This window comes from Pedobacter ginsengisoli (assembly GCF_002736205.1).
Lineage (GTDB): Bacteria > Bacteroidota > Bacteroidia > Sphingobacteriales > Sphingobacteriaceae > Pedobacter > Pedobacter ginsengisoli_A.
Genome location: NZ_CP024091.1, coordinates 2,553,816 through 2,572,355, shown reverse-complemented (window position 1 = coordinate 2,572,355; position 18,540 = coordinate 2,553,816). Strand labels below are relative to the sequence as shown.

The following is an 18,540-nucleotide window of genomic DNA, read 5'->3' as shown; positions in this document are numbered from 1 at the left end:
TAATTTATTTATGATCAGTTTTTTGAGTGCTAACCGTTTGGAAGGCGATAGCGTAATTTTTCATTTGCTTTATCATTGATAGTAAGCCGTTAGAACGGGTCTGTGCTAAATGAGTCATCATGCCAATATCTGTTATAAAATCTAGTCGCGCCTCAATAATTTCTGCAGGGCTGTGACCGGATAGTACTTTTATAAGCATACTGATCAGGCCTTTTACAATTACTGCATCGCTATCAGCTTTAAAAAATACACTGCCATCTTCATAAGAGGCTACAAGCCAAACGGTACTCTGGCATCCTTTTATTTTGTTTTCATCAAGCTTGTACGCATCGTCTAGGACTGGTAGTTTTTTGCCCATGTCAATAATATACTCATACTTGTCTTCCCAGGAATCAAACAGCGCAAAGTCCTCAATTATCTCTTTTTCTATTTCATGTATCGGCTTAATATTCATTATGAAAGCATTTTTATGGTTTTATGCAAACCTGTAATCAGCGCATCTACTTCTTCTTTTTGGTTGTAAAGGGCAAAGGATGCTCTTATGGTACCCGGAATGCCAAAACGCGCCATTAAAGGTTGTGTACAGTGATGGCCGGTTCTAACTGCAATTCCTTGATTGTCCAGTAAAACACCTACATCCTGAGGGTGTATGTTCTTAATGATAAAAGACACCAGACTTACTTTTTCTTTAGCATTACCAATAATGGTAAGGCCCGGAATTGCTTGCAGTTGAGCTGTGGCGTAAGTAAGTAATTCTTCTTCGTGAGCTCTTATGTTAGATTTTCCCGTTTCTTTAATAAAATCGAGTGCAGCCTTTAATGCAATGGTGTCGGCTATATTAGGTGTGCCTGCTTCGTATTTATAAGGCAGGTCATTATATGTAGTTTTTTGGAAGGTAACTTCCTTGATCATTTCACCGCCGCCCTGAAAAACAGGCATTGTTTGTAGTAAATCCTTCTTGCCGTAAAGCACACCAACACCTGTTGGGCCATATACTTTATGGCCAGAGAAAGCAAAAAAATCGCAATCCATTTCCTGTACATCTATATCAAGATGTACAGCTGATTGTGCTCCATCTATTAATACTTTAGCATTAACCTGATGTGCTGCTTCGATGACCTCTTTAATTGGATTAACTGTGCCTAATGAATTAGAAACATGAACAACAGACACTAATTTTGTTTTGTTGCTAAGTAAAGCTTTGTAGGCATCCATTAAAAGTTCCCCATTATCATTAACGGGGATAACCTTTAGAACAGCAGCTTTTTCTTCGCAAAGTATTTGCCATGGAACGATGTTGGAATGGTGCTCCATGCCCGAAATAATGATTTCATCGCCGGGCATAATATTTTGTCGGCCCCAGGTATTAGCAACCAGATTAATCCCTTCTGTTGTACCTCGGGTAAATATGATTTCTTCTTCAGATGCAGCGTTTATAAACTCTTGTGCAGTATGGCGGGTAGCTTCGTAAGCCATTGTAGCTTCTTCTGCAAGGGTATGGATGCCTCTGTGTATATTGGCGTTGTAATGCGTATAATAATGCGTAAGTGCATCAATAACAACTTGCGGTTTTTGTGAGGTAGCGGCATTATCGAAATACACCAAAGGTTTGCCCTTAACCGTGCGGCTAAGTATTGGGAACTGCTGTCTGAGATCTGAAATAGCCATATTATTGAATTGCTAAATGTTCATAGATAAGTTTAGAAACGTAACCGCGTAAAGGTTCGGGCTTAATCTGGTCAACAATGTCGGCAGCAAAAGCTTGTAATAGAAGCACTTCAGCACTTTCTTTTGGGATGCCTCTTGCCCTTAAATAAAACATTGCTTCTTCATCTAGCTGACCTATAGTGCATCCATGTGAGCATTTAACGTCGTCTGCAAAAATCTCAAGCTGCGGTTTCGTATTTATGGTGGCATTTTCTGACAAGAGAATGTTTTTATTGCTTTGATAAGCATTGGTTTTTTGTGCATCTGGCTGAACCATTATGCGACCATTAAATACGGCAGTAGCGTTATCATCAGCAATTCCCTTATACAATTGATTGCTAAAGCAGTTTGGTTTTAAATTGTCTATAAGGGTATGGTTGTCTGCATGGCTTTTGCCCTTTAGAAAATACAAACCATAAAGATGGGTCTCGCTACCTGTTGCATCAAGTATCAGGTTCATATTGTTGCGTACAATATTCCCGCTAAGCGTAATGGTTACTGTATGTACATAACTTCTACCAATTTGCCTGATATGAGTACTGCTTACCTGACTGGCATTTGCCGTGTCGTTTTGAATTTTATAATACTCTACGTAAGCATTTTCTTTAACCACAACTTCTACAACCTGGTTGTTAAAACTATCTGACAAGCCAAGGGTAGTATAGCTTTCTGTTAACTGTAGTCTGCTACTTTCATCAACCAAAATCAGACTTCTTGGTTGTGCAAGTGCCGGGTTTTGCCTGGCATCTAAAATATGATAGCAATAAACAGGATGCTCCGGTTCTTTACCTTTAAGGACATGAACGAAAACACCACCATTGATAAAAGATGTATTTAAAGCTTGGATACCATCGTTTAAGTACTTGCCACTTTGGTTTAGGTGCGCCGCAACAACATCCTTATATTCGCTTTTGGCAGCTTCTTCAAGGGGTAAAACAATAAGGTCTGTAGTGTCTGAACGGATGGTAGAGAGATCGGCTATAAAACGGCCGTTTACAAATACGAGTTCATTGGCTTGTTTATAGCCAGGTAATCTGATAGCATCAATATCCGCCAAAGTAATTGTAGAGTTTTCTGCTATTTGATATTCCTTATCGAACAGGCTGCTTACATTTGTATATTTCCAATCCTCATCACGATAAGTAGGAATTCCATCTTTATTAAATGCATCAAATCCGTTTTGCCTTAAACTGGCAATTGTATCTTTAGGATTTGCTTCCTGTAGCTGTTCAAACTGATCTTTAAAATAAGTTATATTGTTCATTGTAAAGTCTTTTAAATGGACTGCTGCTAATTGGCAGCTAAATCAATATCATCAGTAATAAAGTCGTATCCTTTTTCTTCCAGCTCAAGTGCCAGCTCTTTGGTGCCCGATTTAACGATACGGCCTTTGTAAAGCACATGTACAAAATCAGGCTGGATGTAATCAAGCAGACGTTGATAATGAGTGATCAGCAATATTGCACGATCAGGACTTCTGAGCTTGTTGATGCCATTTGCAACTATACGAAGTGCATCAATATCCAAACCGGAATCAGTCTCGTCCATGATGGCAAGTTTAGGTTCAAGCATGGCCATTTGGAAAACTTCGTTACGTTTTTTCTCTCCGCCAGAGAAGCCCTCGTTAATTGAACGGCTTAATAAACGCTGGTCTATCTCAACCAGGGCCATCTTTTCTTTCATCATCTTTAAAAAGGCAACGGCATCTAGAGGTTCCTGACCAAGATATTTACGCTTTTCGTTTACGGCAGCTTTTATAAAGTTGGTAGTACTTACACCTGGTATTTCTACAGGATATTGAAAGGCTAGAAATAAGCCTTCTCTGGCTCTATCTTCGGTTGATAGCTCAAGCAGGTCCTTACCTAAAAAAGAAACATCACCTTCTGTAACTTCATATTCTTCTCTGCCCGCGAGTACAGAGGCCAGGGTGCTTTTTCCTGAACCATTTGGCCCCATAATAGCATGTACCTCACCGGGTTTAATATCCAGGTTAATTCCTTTTAAAATTTCTCTTCCGTCTATATTTGCGTGTATATTCTTTACTGATAGCATAATTCTTATAAATTTTGTTTAACCTACACTGCCCTCCATGCTGATGGCCAGTAGTTTTTGTGCTTCAACGGCAAATTCCATTGGCAACTGATTCATTACTTCTTTGGCAAAGCCGTTTACAATAAGGGCTACTGCAGTTTCTGCATCAATGCCTCTTTGCTGGCAATAAAATAGCTGATCTTCTCCGATTTTTGAAGTAGTTGCCTCATGTTCTACAATTGCAGTTTTATTTTTAACTTCTATATAGGGAAAGGTATGCGCACCGCATTTATCACCTAACAATAAAGAATCGCATTGCGAATAATTACGTGCATTGGTGGCCTGTTTGCTGGCTCTGACTAATCCTCTGTAGCTGTTTTGGCTATGGCCAGCAGAGATTCCTTTGGATACGATTCTGCTCCTTGTATTTTTGCCAAGGTGAATCATTTTTGTTCCCGTATCTGCTTGTTGATGGTTATTTGTAAATGCTACTGAATAAAACTCGCCAATGGAATGATCGCCTTTTAGAATTACACTAGGATATTTCCATGTTATTGCTGAACCGGTTTCGACCTGGGTCCACGAGATCTTAGAATTATCTCCCTTACAAATACCACGTTTGGTTACAAAGTTGTATATACCGCCCATGCCGTTCTTATCGCCTGGATACCAATTTTGTACTGTTGAATATTTGATCTCAGCCTTTGTATGTGCTACCAGTTCTACCACTGCCGCATGTAACTGGTTTTCATCGCGCATTGGAGCGGTACATCCTTCAAGATAGCTTACATAGCTTTCATCTTCGGCTACAATTAAAGTACGTTCAAACTGCCCCGCATTTTCTGTATTGATGCGGAAGTAGGTTGAAAGCTCCATTGGGCAACGTACTCCCTTAGGAATATAACAGAATGATCCATCGGTAAACACTGCAGAGTTTAAGGCCGCAAAATAATTGTCGGTCATGGGAACTACTGATCCAAGATGTTTTTTTACCAACTCGGGATGCTGTTGTATTGCCTCGCTGATTGAGCAGAAGATTACACCTATTTCCGAAAGTTGTTCTTTAAATGAGGTAGCTATAGAAACGCTATCCATTACCACATCTACCGCTACTCCTGTAAGTCTTTTTTGTTCGTTCAGAGAGATTCCGAGTTTCTCAAATGTGGCGAGTAATTCCGGATCGGCTTCATCAAGGCTGTTCAGCTGCTTTTTAGGCTTTGGAGCCGCATAATATATTATATCCTGATAATTGATTTCAGGGTACTTAACGTTCGACCATTTTGGTTCTTCCAGCTTTAACCAATGGTTGTAAGCTTTAAGTCGCCAATCTAACATCCATTCCGGCTCGTTCTTTTTATTTGAAATAAGTCGGATGGTATTTTCATTAAGCCCCTTGGCAATTACGTCTGTATCTATGTCTGTTACAAATCCGTATTTGTATTCAGTTAATACGGCCTGTTCCAGAGTATCTGGTTTTTCTTTCATGATAGCCTATATTAATTTTTTGAAATATTAATATACATCAAAGATACGGGGTATTTACTATTTGTACAAAATAGTATAAACAGCTTAATGTAATAATTGATAAAGTGATTTGCCCTTAAACTTTACAGATATTTTGTAATTTTAAACTAACAGTTGAGTCAAACAAGCATAATGAATTGCAAATTGGTACAACCACCTGAGTATCTTAAAAGATATGTTCGTTATTTCTGGATTTTAGAAGGCGGAAGTGATGGTTGTGCACCTACAACATTTGTTGCCTTGCCAGACGGTTGTCCGGGAATGATTTTTGGACAGGCAGAGGAGGGGGCCTTTTCGGAATCTCATGATTACAAGTTGCCGGAAGTGTTTTTATACGGACAAACTACTAAACACACGGAAATTCGTACGAAAGGTAAATTCAACACTATAGGTGTTTACTTTTATCCGGATGCAATAAAATCTGTATTTGGGTTTAGTGCCGTTGAGATTACTAATACGTGCCTGGATGTGGATCTGACACCAAAAAGAACGGACTTCAACTTATCTGAAAGACTGTTGAACGCTTCATCTCAGGCTCATCAATTAGAGCTGATCTCGGGCTACCTGTTTAATTTAATCAATAAAAATGGTAGCGTGCCTGACGGCCTAACAGAATATGCTACCTCTAAAATGATCGGCTCAAATGGTAATATCACTTTAAAAGAATTACAACAGGATTTAAGATTATCTGAAAGAAGCTTTGAACGCAGGTTTAATCAGCATATTGGCATTAGTCCGAAATTGTTTTCCAGAGTTTGTCGTTTTCAGGCATCGTTGAGTCAGCTGAGAAACAATAAATATAATAATCTTACGGATGTGGCTTTTGAAAATGGCTATGCCGATCAATCTCATTTTATACGTTCTTTTAAAGAATTTACCGGATTTAGCCCGGAACAATATCAAAAACAATCAAAGGAACTGGTCGAGAATTTTCCTGAGCTCATTAAATAGCATTTTCTTTTAGTGTCGGTTTTGTTCTATTCATGGATTTGTTCAGCTCATAATTTTGATAAAAAAAGAAATTATGATAGCAATAACAGGAGCAAACGGAAACCTTGGAAAAGCAACTATAGGTTTTTTATTGAAAAAAATTAAACCAGAGCAGATTGTGGCGATAGTAAGAGATCCGAAGAAAATGGATGATCTGAAAGATTCAGGTATTCAAATCCGTATTGCGGATTACGATGATCTTGACTCGTTAAACGAGGCGTTAAATGGAGTGGAAAAGCTTCTGCAAATATCTGCAATAAGCATAGGAGAGCAAGGTGTTAAAGAGGAGGCCAATGTGGTTAAGGCGGCCAGGCAACAAGGTGTGCAGCATATTGTTTATACAGGTGCTGTAAAGCCAAAGGCTGATGCTCATTTTATGGCCACTCAACAGTGTTTGGCAACTGAAAGCGCAATTTTGGATTCGGGAATACCCCACACTTTTTTTGGTAATAGTTTATATATGGAAACCATTCCAATATTTATTGGCGAGGCTTTGGATCATGGCACTATTTATTATCCGGCAGGTAATGGTGCAGTAAGTTTTGTATCGCGCGTGGACATAGCTGAAGCCCTAAGTAATGTTATTTCAAGCCAGGGACATGAAAATAAAAGGTATGAAATAACCGGTTCAAAGGCTTACACATTTAAGGAGGTAGCGTTAATTTTAACCACTGAAAGGAAAATAACTGTGTCGTATGTTAATATTCCTAATGTGGTTTTAGCAGAAGAACTGGATAAGTTTCAAATACCTGATGATCAAATAGGATGGCAGTTGAGTTTGGCTGATAGTATTAAAGCTAACGAGTTTTCTTATGTAGATGGAACATTAGAGGATTTATTGAAACGCAAACCAGTTGAACTTAAGGACTATCTAAGAAATCTTTAGTAATTTATGGAAAAGTTAAATCGTATGATGTCGTTAACAAATATAGTATTGGTGCTTGCAGGCACAGCAACTGCATTGATGGCAGGGTTGTTTTATGCCTGGTCCTGTTCGGTAAACCTGGGTTTGGCAAAGTTGTCGGATGAAGGTTATTTGACCGCTATGCAGGAAATTAACAGAGCCATATTAAATCCGGTATTTTTTGTCGGATTTTTTGGAGCGTTGGTGTTATTGCCCTTAAGCGCATACCTGCATTATGGGCAACCAGTTCAGGTTAAGTTCTGGTTATTGGTGGTAGCAGCATTGTGTTATATTGTGGGCACTTTTGGGGTTACTGTTTTTGGTAATGTACCTCTTAATAATGCTTTGGATGTTTTTGAGCTGAAATCTGCAACTGAGGAAGCCATGAGGTTGCAAAGGAGTGGCTTCGAGGCCACATGGAACTCTTTAAACACCATCAGGGCAGTTGCCGCTACTATGGCCATTGTGTTGGTAATAATTGCTTGTTTGTACCCCGATGGGGCGCAAACAAGCAACTAATAATGAGAATTGTTATATCGTTTTTGGTGTATATACTTTGATTACACCATCGTTTTCGCTGCTTACTACCAATAAGCTTTTTTTGGTAGGACTATTTTTTGCAGAAATAAATAGTACTCCTTCCGGAGCATCACCACATTTTAAAAGCTGCAAGAAAACTGGCTTAACCGGATTAGTTACATCATATACTGCTACCGCATCGGCTCTTTCCATACCTACAAACGCAACTTTTTTGGTGCCTACTGTTCCAATTGTTATTCCTTCGGGCTCAACACTTTTATCGTCACTTCTGCCATCATCATAGGTATTATTAGCAGCACATTTAGCATCCAGCTCGTTTTTACTGTCGAAAATCTGACTTCCATTATTGCCATTCCACACACTAAATGAGCGGGCTCCTAATGAATATAGTGCATCAAAAACCCCATCACCATTGGCATCACCCAAAGTTGTTGTAACGTTAAGACGGTCAAGTTTGCCATCTTTTTTTAGTTCAGCCGCATTAGGGAAAGCTGTAGGATCAAGGGTAATGTCTTTTACTCTTTTTATTTCTGAGAAAGCATCGTATTCTCTTGCATCACCTTCGTTGGCAGTAAATAAATAAGGGGTTCCGTTTTGCTCAAGTACAGCAATAGCATCAGGCATATAAATACCTTTTACCGGCCATTTTGCAGGTGCAAAGCCACCATCTTTATCGCTGAGGTCTATTTCGTTACCATCAGTATTATAATCTTTAAAGCCAAGCGGGAATATATTGGTTATGGTTTTTGAAGTGATATCAATTTTAGCTATTGCATTGTTCTCTTGTAAAGTAACCCATGCAGTTTTCGAATCGTCAGAAACTGTAATGTATTCAGGTTCTATATCGTTTACGAAGTTTTTGCCCGGGCCAAAGATTCTGAATCCTTTGGCTGTTAATGAAGCTTGTTGACCTATCATAGACGAGAAATCGATTGTAGTTACTGCGTAATTGTCATTAACAGATATTATTGAAATTGTGCCTGCCGGATCATTTGTATAATCGGTATTAGGTTCACCTTCATTAGCGGTTAAAATGTATTTTCCATCTGGAGAAAAGGTAACCATATCTGGCAACGCACCTACATTAATTTCACTGATTTTACTGTGGTCGGTCGTTTTAAAAACAACAACCTTACCGTTTGCTTGTTTATTAGTGGCCTGAATGGCTGCGGCAAGTTTACCATCGTGCACTGCTACACTGTTAACTGCACCACCATAGGGAGTAACACTTATAAAGCCAGTGGCTTTCATATTTGAAGGATTTACAAAATCAACAACCTCAATACGGTTAACCTGATTTGCCTCACCCTCATTTTCATTTTTTACAACAAATAGTTTTTTTGTTGATGGGTCAAATGCAGAGATTTCCGCTGCACCCAATTCTCCAATATCAAGAGATCCAATCTCGGCATAAGTTGCCGGATCCTCATTTAAAACAACCTCCTGGTCTATTGATGGCTTATCTTTTTTACAACTGAATAAACCAATTAAAAGGAAACTAAATAGTAACGTTCTTTTCATGTATTGTCTATGTTTAAGCAGCGAATGTATTGTAGCGAGATTACTATTGTCTGTGTATAAGATTATGATATTGTTAAAATAATTTGAGGTGTTGTCCCTAATTGGTTGATCTGAAATGTCTTTGTTTTTAATTACGCAATCATATTTAAAACAATGGAAAATCAAAGACTTATAAGGCCCCTTAGAATTGTGCTTTTGTTATCAGTTCTAACTTTCCTGGCTTTTGCACCAAAGGGACAGGATCCTATAGAGAGGTTAGTGACCACATTAGAAAAATGGATAGAAACTAATCCACAAGAAAAGGTGTATCTAAATACCGACAAACCTTATTATGCTTTAGGTGATACCATTTGGTTTAAAGCCTATGTAACCGTTGGGAGCAGGCATCAGCTATCTGCTTTAAGTGGGGCGGTATATGTGGAACTGATAAATGAAAGAGATTCAATAGAAAAATCTTTAAAGCTACCTCTTACCGCAGGTATGGCCATGGGGAATTTTGATTTAAATGAGGAGCTTAAGGAGGGAAACTATCGGGTAAGGGCTTATACGCAGTGGATGAGAAATGCAGGAGAAGATTATTTCTATGACCGTACTTTTATTGTGGGTAGTCCTTATAGCAATGAAATTACTTCGAAGGTAAATTATCTTTATAAGGTTATTGAGGGCAAACCGGTAATAAATGCTCAATTGAATTATAGCAATGATGAGGGGAACGTGATTTCGGGGAGACCTGTTAGTTATAAGGTTATTGCTCATGGCGAAACTATAACATCAAAAACGGTTAAAACTGATGCCAATGGAACTATTTATATTGATTTAAAGAATGATAAGCCTGAAAATTTGCTAGGCGCATATATACAGACTATTATAGAAGCGGATAGCAAATTAAAGATTACCAAAAACTTTGCCATAAAGACGGGGTTTTTACAAAGTGATGTTCAGTTTTTTCCGGAGGGAGGAATGCTGGTAAATGGAGTTGCTTCGAGAATAGGATTTAAAGCATTAGGGATGGATGGGAAAGGTATTCTTATTAAAGGAAGTGTATTGGATGAGCAAGGGAATCATGTTGCTGATTTTGAAAGTGAACATGCAGGGATGGGAGTTTTTAAATTAAAACCGGAACAAGGAAAAACCTATACTGCAAAAATAAATTATCCTGATGGGTCGGAAACCTCAGTTGCTTTGCCAAAAGCTGAAAATACCGGGTATGTACTAGCGGTTTATCAACCGAATAAAGACAGTATACTGGTTAGAATTAATGTGCCGCCTGCAATGTCAACACCAATAAATGCTAGTCTCATAGCTCAGACAGGAGGGGAGACAATTTATGCTACCCCGCTTAACATCACCAAACCCATGACTTCTATCTGGTTGTTGAAGAAAGATTTTCCGACCGGAATAGCCCAATTTACTTTATTTAATGAAAGTGAGGAGCCGCTAAATGAGAGAATTGCTTTTGTAAAGAACAAGGACCAGATGCGATTGGAGATAAACACAGCAAGACTTACTTATAAGTCTAGAGAAAATGTAAGTGTCGGGCTTCAGTCTTTTAATTCAAAAGGTAAGCCGGTAGCCGGGAATTTCTCTGTTACTGTAATTAACGAAGATAAGGTTCCATTGGAAGAAAATAATGAGCATACCATACTCACTTCAACATTGCTTACTTCAGATATTAAAGGGTATGTAGAGCAACCTAATTATTATTTTACTGAGGAAACTGAATCGGTTAACAGGGCATTAGATAACCTGATGTTAACCCAGGGCTATAGACGATTTACCTGGAAAGATGTTTCGAGTGGGTTGTTGGTTAAACCTAAATTTATTGCAGAAAAATTGGGGACTGTAATTTCTGGAACGGTGCTTTCTCTTTCAGGTAAACCTGTAAATAAAGGGAAAGTGACCTTGATGTCTATGAGAGCCGGCATATTAGAAGGCACAACAACCGATACAGCGGGAAGATTCAAATTTGATCAGTTAGTGTTGACTGATAGTGTAAAATTTAGCGTACAGGCACGGACAGCAAAGAATAGAAATAAAGTGGAGGTTATTCTTGACAGTATGCCTGTGCAGAAGTTAGGGAGGAACAAAAATTTGCCTGATGTAAGTACAGATATTACGGGTACCACTAAAACCTACTTAGAAAATGGCAGAAAGCAGGAGGAACAATTGGTTAAAATGGGTAAGTTGGATCGAGTTCAGAGATTGCAGGAAGTAAAAATCAATGCAAAAAAAATGCAGATTGAAAGTTACGCGCCACAAGGCGCAATGGTAGTTCCTGAAGGACATGCTGATCAAACCTATATGATAGAAAACCCGGAAACATGCTCAAGTCTGGCGATTTGCTTGCAGGGAAGATTGCAGGGCGTACAATTTAGAGAGTATATCAATGAATACGAAAAAATCCCGTTTTACCCTTATTATCTTGAAACTGATATGGTCCCACCAAAATGGGTTCCTATGCAGGTTATATTGAACGGCAGAAGACAGTCTGTGAGCGAGGTTGCTGATATTTTTGCTTCAAATGCAATAGATGCTGTTGATGTAGCTAAAATAGAGGTTGTTAGAAGTAACGCGGCCTTAAAATCTTATTTTGGCGGAAGTGCTTTGTTAATAACTACTAAAAGATCAAGAAAAGCTAAGTATGACCCCAGTGTAGTTAATTTTTTACCAAGAGGTTTTAATAAAGCGCGTGAATTTTATTCGCCAAGGTATGATAGGCCAGGTATAAATAATCAGATGCCTGATTATCGTTCAACTATTTATTGGAATCCAAGTGTGAGGACTTTCGATGCAGGGAAAACAACATTTGATTTTTTTAATGCCGATGGCCCGGGGAATTATAAAGTGATAGTTGAAGGTATTAATGCTGCAGGCGAGTTGGGTAGGCAAGTTTACAGGTATAAGGTTGAAGGTGGTAATATTCTAACTCAGCAGCCACCAACGCAAAATACTAAAGAAATTGTTTCTGCTTTGCAGCGTTTTCATAATAAATTACCAGAAGAAAAAGCCTACCTGCATACTGATAAACCTTACTATAATCTTGGTGATACAATTTGGTTTAAGGCTTACGTGTTTGATCCTTCTTATTTGTCGGGATCACAAAAAAGTGGGTTATTATATGTTGAACTTAATGATGATAGTGCTGAGGTGGTTAGGAGGATAAGTATTCCTATAAAGGAGGGTTTGGGATGGGGACAAATTCCGTTGCCTGCAAAGATTTTTCATGAAGGAGGTTATACATTAAGGGCTTATACAAATTGGATGCAGAATTTTGGAGATGAGTATTTGTTCAATAAGCGTTTTTATTTAGGTAAACCTAGTAAGAATACCTGGCTCGTGAAATCAGATGCAACTGTTAACAGGGTTGCAGAAAAGGACCAGGTTAAAGTAAATATTAATTTGATGCGTACCGATAAAATTGCTGTTGGATTACGTGATGTAGGAATTAGAGTGATGGAAGCAGACAAGTTGCTTTTTAAAGATCAATTAAGAACAACTAATGAAGGTGATTTGGCTTTGATGTTTAATCTTAAGGAAAAGGCTGATGGCAATAATATAAGGATAGAAATCAATAACCTTTCAAAAAATGAACTGAATCAGGTTTTAAGTGTTCCATTGAATATAAAACGACAGCAGAATATTGACCTTCAATTTCTGCCGGAGGGAGGAGAATTGGTGGCAGGATTGAAATCGCTTATTGGTTTTAAGGCAATAGCTGAAGACGGAAAAGGAGTAAGTTTTGAGGGAGATGTTTATGATAGTAAAGGGAATGTAATTGCTCAAATTGCCAGTTTAGTTAATGGAATGGGGTCATTTGAGTTTTTGCCAAAAGAAGGCGAAACGTATACAGCGCGATTAAACAGACCGCTAGAAGTTGATAAAAGTTATTCATTGCCATTAGTGAAAGCTAAAGGGACTGGTTTACATGTAATTAATAATATGGAAAGTGATTTGCTGGAAGTTAACTTAATGGCTACTCCAGGTTCCATCAACGCTGATGATACTTATTATTTGGTGGGAACTTCGAGAGGGATAGTTTGTTATGCAGAACAGGTAGACTTTAATAGCTCAAAAGTTATGATTGCCAAAAGTAAGTTTGCTTCTGGTATTGCAAGGTTTACACTGCTAAAAGAAGAACAGCCTTTAAATGAACGTGTTGTGTTTATTGATCACGAAGATCAGGCCCGTATCAATATTTCTCCTAATAAAGCATCCTTTTTGAAGAGAGATAGTGTTGGGTTATCCATTGAGATGAAAGATGTAAATGGGAATCCGGTAGTAGGAAGTTTTTCGGTATCGGTAACCGATGATTCGCAGGTTTTGGCTGATAGCTTAGGTAATCATGATATTGCGACCAGTCTGTTATTAAATGCCGGATTAAAAGGAACAGTAGAAACTCCAGGATATTACTTAAATAAAAGAGATAAGCAGACCTGGAAAGCTCTGGATAATCTTATGCTTACACAGGGTTGGACCGGTTATAAATGGAAGGATGTGTTTGATGAGGCAATATCGCCGAAATTTGCAGCCGAGAAGGATTTTAGAATAACGGGTAAAGTCACCAATATATTGAAAAAACCGGTGTCGGGAGCCCAAATGTTAATTTCTTCGCAAAAACCATTCTTTTTAACAACAGCAATAACTGATCAGCAAGGAGGGTTTATGTTTACCGCTTTACCTCAAATAGATTCCGGTTCATTCTTTATTCAGGCCAGAACGCCAAAAGGAAAAACTATGAATTTTGGAGAAGTAGAAGTAGATCGTCAAAAATTCCCTCCGGCACATGAAATGTTCAGGAATAAGATCATGCCCTGGTATGTGAATACTGATACCACACAATTGAATTATGTTAAAAATAAAGCAGTTCTATTAAAAGAGGAAAGAACTGATGTAAGTGGTATTGCATTGAAAGAGGTGAAGATTATGGATAAAAAGATAATTAAGGGGTCCTTTAATCAGAATGGTCTTGGTAAAGCTGATTTGATTTTTGATGAAAAGGACATTAAAGAATCTGGAGTTATGAGTCTTTATCAACTACTCAAACAAAAAGTTCCCGGCTTTCGTGTAGCTTATGAAGATGGTTTTGCAAAGATTAAGATGAATCATTACGACGTAACCATTTCAGTCGATGGAAGAAGAATACCATTGTTTTATGGCGATATTCCTGATCCGAGGGTTGATGATATTAAACAAGATTTGGAAGACCTTAAAGTGGCCACTTTAAGGGGCTTGGAAGTAATGTATAGCAGGAGATATACAGCTGCTTATGATAGAGCAGGTTTTTCTGTGGGGAGAACAATTCCGGGTGCCGGAAAGACTGATATGGCTACTTTTGCAAGTAGTTTTGGGACTAATGGTGGTGTGATGCCATACACCTCAAGAAGAGATATTGATGTTGCTTTTATAGAGTTGACAACTTACAGTGGGGCAGGATGGCATAGGATTAACAAACCTGATGTCGCTTTTTACAGACCTCTACCTATATTATATCCTCAGGAATTTTACCGCCCAAAATATGTTAATGCCAGCGTGTCAGAGCTGAATCCCGATCTTCGTGCTACAATACATTGGGAGCCAAATATGATAACAGATGCTCAGGGAAAAGCAAAGATATCATTTTATACAACTGATATCCCGGGATCTTATACGGTAACCATTGAAGGTAGTAATATGAACGGAATTATTGGAAGTAGCAGGTATAAGCTGTTAGTGCCTAAGCCAGTTAGCAAATAATTATCTCCGAATTTTTACAGCTAATTAATTTTCTCTTCATGTTATTTTTTTATATTTATAAAATTCCAACCAAACGAAACAAACCGTATGAAATTTAAAAACGCTCCAAAAATTGCTATTCCTATTTTTTTTGTGCTGCTAATTGCAGGTGCTTTTTCATTTACACAAAAGGACAATGATCCGGTAGAAAAACTAGTTGCAGCCCTACAGAAATGGACTGAAACCCAGCCACAGGAAAAAATATATCTTCACACAGATAAACCATATTATATGGTAGGCGATACGATTTGGTTTAAAGCCTATGTAACTATTGGCAGCAAACATCAGCTTTCTGCTCTTAGTGGTGCAGTATATGTTGATCTTTATAATGAAGCAGATTCACTTGCCCAATCGTTAAAGCTTCCGCTTGTTGCCGGAATGACCAAAGGGAGTTTCGTGTTGCCAGATAGTAGCTCACACGATGGGAATTACAGAATACGAGCTTATACGCAATGGATGCGGAATTCTGATCCGGCATTTTTTTATGACAAAATATTAGGTGTTGGTAATTCGGTTGCAAACATGTCTTTCTGTAAAATTAGTTATGAGTACAGTAAAGATGGGGCAAAGGATGTAGTAACAGCTGTTTTGACTTATTCGAACGATAAAGGTGAGGCATTAAGTAACAGGAAAGTAGATTATGCTCTTTTTGAAAACGGCTATGAAAAGGTATTTAGCGGTAATAAAGAAACTGATAATTATGGGCAGCTAAAGATAAAATTACAAGGCGGTAAATCTGGTAAATTGCAAGATAAACATCTTACTGCCAAGCTTCAAACAAGAGAAAAAGATATTGTGGTTAAGGATTTTGCTATTAAAAGCATATCAACGCAAACTGATGTCCAGTTTTTCCCTGAAAGTGGTCCTTTGGTAAGCGGTGTTCGTACTAGGGTTGCATTTAAAGCAACAGGTACGGATGGGTTAGGTGTTCCGGTAAAGGGAGTTATAATTGATAATGATGGTAAAGAAGTGGAAACTTTTGAGGCTACACATTTTGGAATGGGGCAGTTTAGGTTAATGCCTGAAAAGGGTAAGCTTTATCAGGCAAAAGTAACTTATCCGGATGGCTCTGAAAAATCAATCAAATTACCCCCGGTTTTAGAGAGCGGATACGTTTTGTCTGTTTATAATAATACTGAAACAGATACTGTACTTGTACGTATTAGTTCCAACCCTGCTATACTTGAAAAAGGAGGACAAACAGTTAGTTTGATTGCCCAATCTAATGGAAGCGTAAGTTATGCAAGCAGTATGCCTATAAGTAAACCATTAACGTCTCTGTATATTCCAGCTAAAGATTTGCCATCCGGAATTACTCAGTTTACGTTGTTTTCTTCGACCGGGGATCCGATGAATGAAAGGATTATCTTCGTTCAGAACAAAGATCAGATGGATGTTAAATTGTCAACACCAAAAAAAGTTTATGCTGGAAAAGAAAAGGTTGAAATAGATTTAAGTGTTGCTGGTGCTAATGGAACTCCTATTTCCGGCAATTTTTCGGTATCTGTAGTTAGTGAAGACGCGGTTCCTGTTGATGAAGCAAAAGAAACTACTATATTTTCTCAAATATTATTAAGTTCCGACATTAAGGGATACATTGAAAAACCAGGTTATTATTTTAGTAATCCTACTGAAGAAACTAAAGGTAATCTGGATCTTTTAATGCTTACACAAGGATATAGAAGGTTTGTGTGGAAAGACTTAACATCTGGGAAACCATTTAAACCTGCTTTTAAGGCAGAGAAGTTAACCACTGATGTTACAGGTAGGTTGTTGACTTTGGGAGAGAAACCTATTGCGGGTGGAAAAATATCGTTGATAAATAACAAATTAGGGGTGATAATTGATACTGTGACTAATGCGGAAGGATATTATAAGTTTAGTAATCTGTTGATTACTAATGAAATTGGTTTCACGGTTCAGGGAAGAAATGCAAAAGGTGGTAAAAATGTTGAAATAAAAGTTGATAAGATTCGTGATCAGGATAGAACTCCGAATATTAATATTGGTGACCTTGATACGGACATGGGCAAGTCAATGAAAGCTTCGCTTGAAAATAATAAAAAACAAGATGAAGAAATGGTTAAAAGTGGCCAGATGAGTCGTTCACAGCAGTTAAAAGAAGTAATAATTAGCGCAAGAAAACGTAAAAGGCTATTTGGCTACGATCTTATAATGGATGGACATGCAGATAATACTTACAGACCCAATAATGTACAGGCATTTGGAACACTTTTGGAATGGTTGAGGGCAACGGTTATTAATGTACAGTTTATACAAGCCGAGGCTGATTGTGGGCCTGTAACAATGCCATTTACAAGGAATGAAAGGATGAGAGTTTTTGTTGACGGCAGACAAATTAATGATTGCGAGGTTCAGGATTTATTCTATTTGGACCCTCTTGATATTGACAGGGTTGATGTTGTTCGTACAAATGCAGCTATAATAAGTATGACAGGAGGGCCATCCTTGTTTTTGTCTACAAAAAGAGGGGTTGGGATATTGCGTGCAGGTTACAATCCTTCTGTAGTAAACTATTCGCCTAGAGGCTTTAATCCCGTGAAAGAATTTTATGCTCCGGTATATGATAGCAATAGCCGTATAACTGATTTAAGAAGCACTGTTTATTGGAATCCAGGCATTTTAGTAGGAGAGAGCGGAAAAGGAAAAATCAGCTTTTTTAATGCAGATACGAAAGGTGTTTACAGGGTTACAATTGAGGGTATAAATGGCGATGGTTTATTAGGCAGACAAGTATATCGCTACGAGGTTAAATAATTTCGATGCCCGCATCCTGATACCGCTGTAAATTTCCTTCTTTTGGATCTATATCTGTTATTATGGTATTTAACTCATTTGCTGCGCAGATGTAGTAGTTTTCAGCGGTATCCAATTTCTCAAATGTCGAAAGTGCAATGATGTGTTTTGATGTTTCCACCATTGCTTTCTTTATCTGGCTATCTTCATAATTTAATCCGGTAACACCAATGTTAAGGTCGATGCTGCAGATACCCAAAAAACAAATATCTGCCCGAATATTTTTAATGGCTTGTATAGCCTCATGGCCCATTGTAGAAAAAGATAATTTATTTAGCCTTCCACCAACAAAAATAACCTCTGCATTTGGATGATCCTCGAGAATGTTGGCTACCGGGAAATTATTAGTTATCACAGTAATATTAATTTCTTTAGGTAAGCTAGTTGCTACAGCTAATGCCGAGGTACCGGCATCAAAAATAATTACCTGACCATCTTTTATAAATTTTAGGGCTTTAGCCGCAATAATTTCCTTATGGCTAACATCGTAATTCTCTCTTTCCCTATAGTGTCTTGGAATTGGTGAATGTAATACTGCTCCTCCTCGAACTGCTTTAAGCAGTCCTTCATCAGATAACTCCTTAATATCTCTTCTTACGGTATCCTCGGAAACATTTAATAGTTTACTTAAGTCGCCTAGAAGAACCTTTCCTTCTTTAGTAATGTGATCTATTATCTGCTGTAATCTTTCTGCCTTAATCATAATATGTTTGCAATATTATGCAATATTAATA

At 38.0% G+C, this 18,540-nt stretch carries 12 protein-coding genes; 5 read left to right on the top strand and 7 right to left on the bottom strand.

From position 1 onward, the window contains the following. Window positions 1-4 precede the first annotated feature (4 nt). The 5 genes from CPT03_RS10580 to sufB are packed head-to-tail and all read right to left on the bottom strand — an operon-like array spanning window position 5 to window position 5,223. Complete coding sequence (locus tag CPT03_RS10580) at window positions 5-454, bottom strand: SufE family protein (protein WP_099438827.1); 450 nt, start codon at window positions 452-454, stop codon at window positions 5-7. Beyond that, on the bottom strand, window positions 454-1,668 hold the full coding sequence (locus CPT03_RS10575; protein WP_099438826.1) for a cysteine desulfurase: 1,215 nt from the start codon (window positions 1,666-1,668) through the stop codon (window positions 454-456). The genes CPT03_RS10580 and CPT03_RS10575 overlap by 1 nt, the downstream gene beginning before the upstream one ends. Window position 1,669: 1 nt before the next feature. Then, on the bottom strand, window positions 1,670-2,971 hold the full coding sequence (gene sufD / locus CPT03_RS10570; protein ID WP_099438825.1) for a Fe-S cluster assembly protein SufD: 1,302 nt from the start codon (window positions 2,969-2,971) through the stop codon (window positions 1,670-1,672). A 26-nt stretch (window positions 2,972-2,997) separates the two neighbouring features. Continuing rightward, window positions 2,998-3,759, bottom strand: coding sequence for a Fe-S cluster assembly ATPase SufC (sufC, locus tag CPT03_RS10565; RefSeq protein WP_099438824.1), 762 nt, complete (start codon window positions 3,757-3,759; stop codon window positions 2,998-3,000). An 18-nt stretch (window positions 3,760-3,777) separates the two neighbouring features. Beyond that, window positions 3,778-5,223 carry a Fe-S cluster assembly protein SufB gene (gene sufB, locus CPT03_RS10560; RefSeq protein ID WP_099438823.1) on the bottom strand — a complete coding sequence of 482 codons (1,446 nt, stop codon included), beginning with the start codon at window positions 5,221-5,223 and terminating at the stop codon, window positions 3,778-3,780. A 171-nt stretch (window positions 5,224-5,394) separates the two neighbouring features. Here sufB and CPT03_RS10555 point away from each other — a divergent pair, with 171 nt between their 5' ends. The 3 genes from CPT03_RS10555 to CPT03_RS10545 all read left to right on the top strand — a co-directional run bounded on the left by CPT03_RS10555 (window position 5,395) and on the right by CPT03_RS10545 (window position 7,675). Continuing rightward, complete coding sequence (locus CPT03_RS10555) at window positions 5,395-6,213, top strand: helix-turn-helix domain-containing protein (protein ID WP_099438822.1); 819 nt, start codon at window positions 5,395-5,397, stop codon at window positions 6,211-6,213. 73 nt (window positions 6,214-6,286) lie between these two features. Then, window positions 6,287-7,138, top strand: coding sequence for an SDR family oxidoreductase (locus tag CPT03_RS10550; protein WP_099438821.1), 852 nt, complete (start codon window positions 6,287-6,289; stop codon window positions 7,136-7,138). Between the two features lie 6 nt (window positions 7,139-7,144). Then, the gene (locus tag CPT03_RS10545) at window positions 7,145-7,675 is read left to right on the top strand and encodes a DUF1772 domain-containing protein (protein WP_216641632.1); all 531 of its coding nucleotides are present in this window, start codon (window positions 7,145-7,147) and stop codon (window positions 7,673-7,675) included. A gap of 12 nt (window positions 7,676-7,687) precedes the next feature. Here CPT03_RS10545 and CPT03_RS10540 read toward each other — a convergent pair whose 3' ends face one another. Next, entirely contained in the window at window positions 7,688-9,217 is a 1,530-nt protein-coding gene (locus tag CPT03_RS10540; protein WP_099438819.1) for a choice-of-anchor I family protein, read from the bottom strand. A gap of 153 nt (window positions 9,218-9,370) precedes the next feature. Between CPT03_RS10540 and CPT03_RS10535 the strand changes: the two genes are divergently transcribed. Together CPT03_RS10535 and CPT03_RS10530 are read left to right on the top strand one after the other, a co-directional pair. Then, complete coding sequence (locus CPT03_RS10535) at window positions 9,371-14,950, top strand: hypothetical protein (protein WP_099438818.1); 5,580 nt, start codon at window positions 9,371-9,373, stop codon at window positions 14,948-14,950. 87 nt (window positions 14,951-15,037) lie between these two features. Beyond that, window positions 15,038-17,767 (top strand): TonB-dependent receptor, encoded by a 2,730-nt coding sequence (locus tag CPT03_RS10530; protein ID WP_099438817.1) that lies wholly within the window; start codon window positions 15,038-15,040, stop codon window positions 17,765-17,767. Here CPT03_RS10530 and CPT03_RS10525 read toward each other — a convergent pair. Next, on the bottom strand, window positions 17,760-18,509 hold the full coding sequence (locus CPT03_RS10525) for a DeoR/GlpR family DNA-binding transcription regulator (protein ID WP_099438816.1): 750 nt from the start codon (window positions 18,507-18,509) through the stop codon (window positions 17,760-17,762). The genes CPT03_RS10530 and CPT03_RS10525 overlap by 8 nt on opposite strands. Window positions 18,510-18,540: the final 31 nt, after the last annotated feature.

Coding starts and splice junctions, on each gene's coding strand:
- CPT03_RS10540 (WP_099438819.1), bottom strand. CDS start 9,217: ATGAAAAGAACGTTACTATTTAGTTTCCTTTTAATTGGTTTATTCAGT.
- CPT03_RS10535 (WP_099438818.1), top strand. CDS start 9,371: ATGGAAAATCAAAGACTTATAAGGCCCCTTAGAATTGTGCTTTTGTTA.
- CPT03_RS10550 (WP_099438821.1), top strand. CDS start 6,287: ATGATAGCAATAACAGGAGCAAACGGAAACCTTGGAAAAGCAACTATA.
- CPT03_RS10545 (WP_216641632.1), top strand. CDS start 7,145: ATGGAAAAGTTAAATCGTATGATGTCGTTAACAAATATAGTATTGGTG.
- sufD (WP_099438825.1), bottom strand. CDS start 2,971: ATGAACAATATAACTTATTTTAAAGATCAGTTTGAACAGCTACAGGAA.
- CPT03_RS10530 (WP_099438817.1), top strand. CDS start 15,038: ATGAAATTTAAAAACGCTCCAAAAATTGCTATTCCTATTTTTTTTGTG.
- CPT03_RS10555 (WP_099438822.1), top strand. CDS start 5,395: ATGAATTGCAAATTGGTACAACCACCTGAGTATCTTAAAAGATATGTT.
- sufB (WP_099438823.1), bottom strand. CDS start 5,223: ATGAAAGAAAAACCAGATACTCTGGAACAGGCCGTATTAACTGAATAC.
- sufC (WP_099438824.1), bottom strand. CDS start 3,759: ATGCTATCAGTAAAGAATATACACGCAAATATAGACGGAAGAGAAATT.
- CPT03_RS10580 (WP_099438827.1), bottom strand. CDS start 454: ATGAATATTAAGCCGATACATGAAATAGAAAAAGAGATAATTGAGGAC.
- CPT03_RS10525 (WP_099438816.1), bottom strand. CDS start 18,509: ATGATTAAGGCAGAAAGATTACAGCAGATAATAGATCACATTACTAAA.
- CPT03_RS10575 (WP_099438826.1), bottom strand. CDS start 1,668: ATGGCTATTTCAGATCTCAGACAGCAGTTCCCAATACTTAGCCGCACG.